Below are 5487 nucleotides of genomic sequence, written 5' to 3'. Positions count from 1 at the left end.
AAGCGGCTGGACCTGCCGGTCGTCCCGGTCAAGTGCGAGGGCTTCCGCGGGATCAGCCAGTCGCTGGGCCACCACATCGCCAACGACGCGATCCGTGACCACATGCTGGGCACCCGGGAGATCGCCGAGCAGACCCCGTACGACATCACGCTGCTCGGTGACTACAACATCGGCGGTGACGCCTGGGCCTCCCGGAAGATCCTCGAGGACATGGGCCTGCGGGTCATCGCCCAGTGGTCCGGCGACGGCACCGTCAACGAGATGGCCACCGCCCACCTGGCCAAGCTCAACGTGCTGCACTGCTACCGCTCCATGAACTACATCGCCACCACGATGGAGGAGCGCTACGGCACCCCGTGGACCGAGTTCAACTTCTTCGGCCCCACGAAGATCGTCGAGTCGATGCGGAAGATCGCCGAGTTCTTCGACGACACCATCAAGGAGAAGACCGAGGCCGCCATCGCGCGGTACCAGCCCTTCTTCGACAAGGTGCGGGAGACCTACCGGCACCGGCTCGAGGGCAAGACCGTCATGCTCGCCGTCGGCGGCCTGCGCCCGCGCCACACCGTCGGCGCCTACGAGGACCTCGGCATGGAGGTCATCGGGACCGGCTACGAGTTCGCCCACAAGGACGACTACTCCCGTAGCTACCCCGAGCTCAAGCAGGGCATCGTGGTCTACGACGACCCGACCGCCTACGAGATGGAGGAGTTCACCCGCCGTCTCAAGCCGGACCTGGTCGGCGCCGGCATCAAGGAGAAGTACGTCTCGCACAAGATGCGGACGCCGTTCCGTCAGATGCACTCCTGGGACTACTCCGGTCCGTACCACGGTGTCGAGGGCTTCGCGATTTTCGCCCGGGACATGGACAGCGCCGTCAACAACCCGTCATGGGACCTGTTCGACGCGCCGTGGGTGAATTCCAAGAAGAGCTGATTTCCCGCGGAAGACGTGTCTTTCGCCCGTGGCTTCCCGCGAAAGGCACGTCTTCCGCTCGTAATTCCCCGCGGAAGACGTGTTCTTTCGCCCGTGAACCGGAGGATCGCTGGTGTCCACCAACCCAGACGCACTTGTGGTGCGAGACCACAACACACTGTTCAAGGGCCCTGAGTACCAGGAGCAGCGCGAGCGCAAGAAGCAGTTCGAGGCCGGGTCCTCGCCGGCGGAGGTCGACCGGGTCGCCGAATGGACCCGGTCGTGGGAGTACCGGGAGAAGAACTTCGCCCGGCAGAATCTCACGGTCAACCCGCTGAAGGCGTGCCAGCCGCTGGGCGCCGTGCTCGCGGCCCTCGGCTTCGCCGGGACCCTGCCGCTGGTGCACGGCTCGCAGGGGTGCACCTCGTACTTCCGCGGCCACCTCTCGCGGCACTTCAAGGAGCCGGTGCCGACGGTGTCCTCGTCGATGACCGAGGACTCGGCGGTCTTCGGCGGCCTGAACAACCTCATCGAGGCCCTCGGTACCGCCGTGCACGTGTACAAGCCGGACATGGTGGCGGTGTCGACCACCTGTATGGCCGAGGTGATCGGCGACGACCTGCAGAACTTCATCGCCAACGCCCGTACCAAGGGCGCGATCTCCGAGACCATCCCGGTCCCGTACGCCCACACCCCGAGCTTCGTCGGCTCGCACGTGCTGGGCTACGACAACATGCTGCGCGGCATCCTGTCGTACCTGACCGAGGGCAAGAAGAGCGCGTCCAACGGCACGGTCAACATCGTGCCGGGCTTCGACCCCTACGTCGGCAACATCCGGGAGCTCAAGCGGCTGTTGACCCTGCTGGGCGTCAAGCACGTCGTGCTCGGCGACCACAGCGACAGCCTCGACTCCCCGGCGACCGGCGAGTACCACATGTATCCGGGCGGGACCCCGCTCGCCGTCGCCGCCGACTCGATCAACGCCATCGCCACCGTCTTCCTGCAGTCCTTCGGCTCCAAGCGGACCAGGGAGATCGTGGGCGGGTGGGCCGGCGAGACGGTGACGGTCAACGCGCCGATCGGCATCGGCAACACCGACGCCTTCATCACCGAGATCGCCCGGGTGGCCGGGGTCAAGGTGCCGGACGAGATCACCGCGGAGCGCGGCCGGCTGCTCGACGCGCTGACCGACTCGCACGCCTACCTGCACGGCAAGCGGGTCGCGATCGCCGGCGACCCCGACTTCGTCAACGGGATGCTCGGCTTCCTGCTGGAGCTGGGTATGGAGCCGGTCCACGTGCTGGCCACCAACGGTGACGAGACCTGGGCCAACCAGGCCCGGGAGATCCTCGCCGCCAGCCCGTTCGGCCGGCAGGCGACCGTCTGGCCGGGCAAGGACGGCTGGCACCTGCGGTCGCTCGTGCACACCGAGCCGGTCGACCTCATCGTCGGCTCGACCCATCTCAAGCACCTCGCCCGCGAGGCGAACGTGCCGCTGTTCCGGGCCGGTTTCCCGATCTTCGACCGGCACCACCTGCACCGCTTCCCGATCTACGGCTACGAGGGTGGCCTGGCGCTGCTGACCCAGCTGGTCAACCTGTTCCTCGACGAGCTGGACCGCAACGCGCCCGACCACAGCTTCGACATCGTCCGCTGACCGGCAGCGCACGCTGACCGACACCGTCCGCTGAGGTGAAAATGGCTGCCCTGACGAAGATCGACGCCACGGTACTCTTCGACGAACCGGCGTGCGACCACAACCGCGCCAAGGATCCCAAGACCCGCAAGACGGGCTGCTCCCGGCCGAAGCCGGGCGGCACCGCCGGGGGCTGCGCGTTCGACGGCGCGATGATCACTCTGGTTCCGATAGCCGACGTCGCCCACGTGGTGCACGGCCCGATCGCCTGTGCCGGCAACTCGTGGGACGGCCGGGGCAGCCTCTCCTCAGGCCCGACGCTCTACCGCCGGGGCTTCGCCACCGACCTCGGCGAGCAGGACGTGGTCTTCGGCGGCGAGCAGCGCCTCTACGACACCATCGTCGAGGCCGCGCGCCGCCACCGCCCGCCCGCGGTCTTCGTGTACGCCACCTGCGTCACCGCGATGATCGGCGACGACGTCGACGCGGTGTGCGCGGCGGCGGCCACCGCGACCGGCATCCCGGTGGTCCCGGTGCACTCGCCGGGATTCGCCGGCAGCAAGAACTTCGGCAACCGACTCGCCGGCCAGGCCCTGCTCGAACACGTCATCGGCACGGTGGAACCGGCGTTCACCACGCCGTACGACGTGAACCTGGTCGGCGAGTACAACATCGCCGGCGAGCTGTGGGACGTCACCCCGCTGCTGGCGAAGCTCGGCATCCGGGTGCTGGCGAGCGTCAGCGGTGACGGCCGCTACGCCGACGTCGCCGCCGCCCACCGCGCGAAGGCGACGATGGTCGTCTGCTCGCGGGCGCTGCTCTCGCTGGCCCGGGGCCTGGAGGACCGCTACGGCATCCCCTGGTTCGAGGGCAGCTTCTACGGCGTCCGCGCGATGCGCGACACCCTGCGCGGATTTGCCCGCGTCCTCGGCGACAAGGAGCTCTCCTGGCGGGCGGAGGAGCTCATCGCCACCGAGGAGGCCGCCCTGGCGACGGCGCTCGCCCCCTACCGGGAGCGGCTGGCCGGTGCCCGGGCGGTGCTCTACACCGGCGGGGTCAAGAGCTGGTCGCTGGTGGCGGCGCTGCAGGACCTCGGGGTGGAGGTCGTCGCCTCCGGGGCCACCAAGAGCACCGAGGACGACGTCGACAAGATCACCGAACTGCTCGGTGAGGACGGGATCGTCGTCCGCAACGGCACGCCCGCCGAACTGCTGCGGGTGGTCGCCGACACCCAGGCCGACATCCTGATCGCCGGTGGCCGCAACCAGTACACCGCGCTCAAGGGCAGGCTGCCCTTCCTCGACGTCAACCAGGAACGCCACCACGCCTTCGCCGGCTACCCCGGAATGATCGAACTTGCCCGGCGGCTGGATCTGGCGCTGTCCAGCCCGGTCTGGGAGCAGGTCCGGGCGGACGCGCCCTGGGAGGACGAGCCGGATCCCACCGGCCCCACCGGCCGCCCGGGAGGCCCGGCCGCCAGCGCCGGTGGCACTGCCGCCGACGCTGTCACGGCCGCCGGCGCGGCCGCGGGCGGCGGCTTCGAGGACGGCACCGACGACATCGACGACGACAGCGATCCCGAGGTCTTCTGATGGCCCGCGTCACCACCGGCGGACACCGGGCCGCCTTCGACCCGCTCAAGCACAGCCAGCCCCTCGGCGGCGCGCTGGCCTTCCTCGGCCTGGCCCGCTGCATCCCGATGCTGCACGGTGCGCAGGGCTGCTCGGCGTTCGCCAAGGCCCTGCTCACCCGCCACTTCCGCGAGCCCATCCCGTTGCAGAGCAGCGCCATCAACGACGTCAGCGCCGTGCTCGGCTCGTCCGAGTCGCTGCTGAGCGCGCTGGACACCATCAACGAGCGGCAGCGTCCCGACATCATCGGGGTGCTGACCACCGGCCTCACCGAGGTCACCGAGGAGGACATGTTCGGTGTCCTCGGCGCGTCGAGGTACGCCCCGGGCTCCCGTGGCCCGCTGGTCGTCGCGGTGTCCACCCCGGACTTCCACGGCGGGCTGTCGGACGGCTGGTCCGCGGCGCTGCGGGGGATCGTCGCCGCGGTCCCGGCCACCGGGGTGACGGTCCCCGGCCGGGCCGCCGTGCTCGTCGGCCCGACGCTGACCGCGGTGGACATCGACGAGATCGCCGACCTCGTCCGGGCCTTCGGCCTCGACCCGGTGGTCGTCCCCGACCTGTCCGGGTCGCTCGACGGCCACCTCGCCGCGAACTGGTCGCCGGTGACCACCGGCGGGACGACCCTCGACGCCCTGCTGGGCCTGGCCGGCTGTGAGGTTGTCGTCGCGGTCGGGTCCGCGGCGGCCACCGCCGCCGGAGAGCTGGCGGGCAAGGCCGGCGTCCCGCTGATCGCCCACGACCACCTCAGCGGGCTGGCCGTCACCGACCTGCTGGTCACCGACCTGATCCGGCACACCGGCGCGACCGCCCCCGAGGCGGTTCGGCGCTGGCGCCGGCGGCTGGCCGACGGGCTGATGGACAGCCACTTCGTCCTCGGCGGGGCGAAGGTGGCCCTCGCGCTCGAACCCGACCAGCTTGTCGCGGTCGGTTCGCTGCTCTACGACGTCGGCGCCGAGATCGTCACCGCGGTGTCGCCGACGGACGCCGACGTGCTGCGGCAGGCGCCGTGGGAGGAGGTTGTCGTCGGCGACTTCGTCGACCTCGCCGAACGGGCCGCGGCGGCCGGCGCCGAGCTGGTCGTCGCCTCCAGCCACGGGGCCGACGCGGCCGCCGGGGCCGGCGCGGCACATCTGACGATGGGCTTCCCCGTCTACGACCGGATGGGCGCCCAGCTGCGCGCCACGTCCGGATACCGGGGCAGCCTGCACCTGCTCGTGGACGCGGCCAACCGGCTGCTCGAACACCGCGAGTCACACCGTCCGTCGCGTCATCCGGCAGCCGCGGCGCCGACGGGCGCGGCGGCCG

The 5487-nt window shown here is 70.5% G+C and carries 4 protein-coding genes (1 of these 4 cut by a window edge); all 4 read left to right on the top strand.

Going from position 1 to position 5487, the window contains the following annotated elements:
* Positions 1 to 936: nitrogenase component 1 (locus FrCorBMG51_RS30555; RefSeq protein ID WP_275452041.1), on the top strand; the 936-nt coding region annotated here is incomplete at its 5' end.
* A gap of 112 nt (positions 937 to 1048) precedes the next feature.
* Positions 1049 to 2572: a nitrogenase molybdenum-iron protein subunit beta gene (nifK, locus tag FrCorBMG51_RS04350; RefSeq protein ID WP_047221808.1), complete on the top strand. Its 1524-nt coding sequence runs from the start codon at positions 1049 to 1051 to the stop codon at positions 2570 to 2572.
* A gap of 41 nt (positions 2573 to 2613) precedes the next feature.
* Positions 2614 to 4143 (top strand): nitrogenase iron-molybdenum cofactor biosynthesis protein NifE, encoded by a 1530-nt coding sequence (nifE, locus tag FrCorBMG51_RS04345; RefSeq protein WP_047221807.1) that lies wholly within the window; start codon positions 2614 to 2616, stop codon positions 4141 to 4143.
* Positions 4143 to 5487, top strand: partial view of a nitrogenase iron-molybdenum cofactor biosynthesis protein NifN gene (nifN, locus tag FrCorBMG51_RS04340; protein ID WP_047221806.1) — the 5' portion only. Its footprint extends 74 nt past the window's final position; the window shows 1345 of its 1419 coding nt (coding positions 1-1345); the start codon lies at positions 4143 to 4145; its stop codon lies off the right edge, out of view. Before nifE ends, nifN begins: the two co-directional genes overlap by 1 nt.

Source organism: Protofrankia coriariae (assembly GCF_001017755.1).
GTDB classification, from domain to species: Bacteria; Actinomycetota; Actinomycetes; order Frankiales; family Frankiaceae; genus Protofrankia; species Protofrankia coriariae.
Note: the sequence above shows the minus strand (reverse complement) of the source record. Positions and strands in the feature narration are given on the sequence as shown.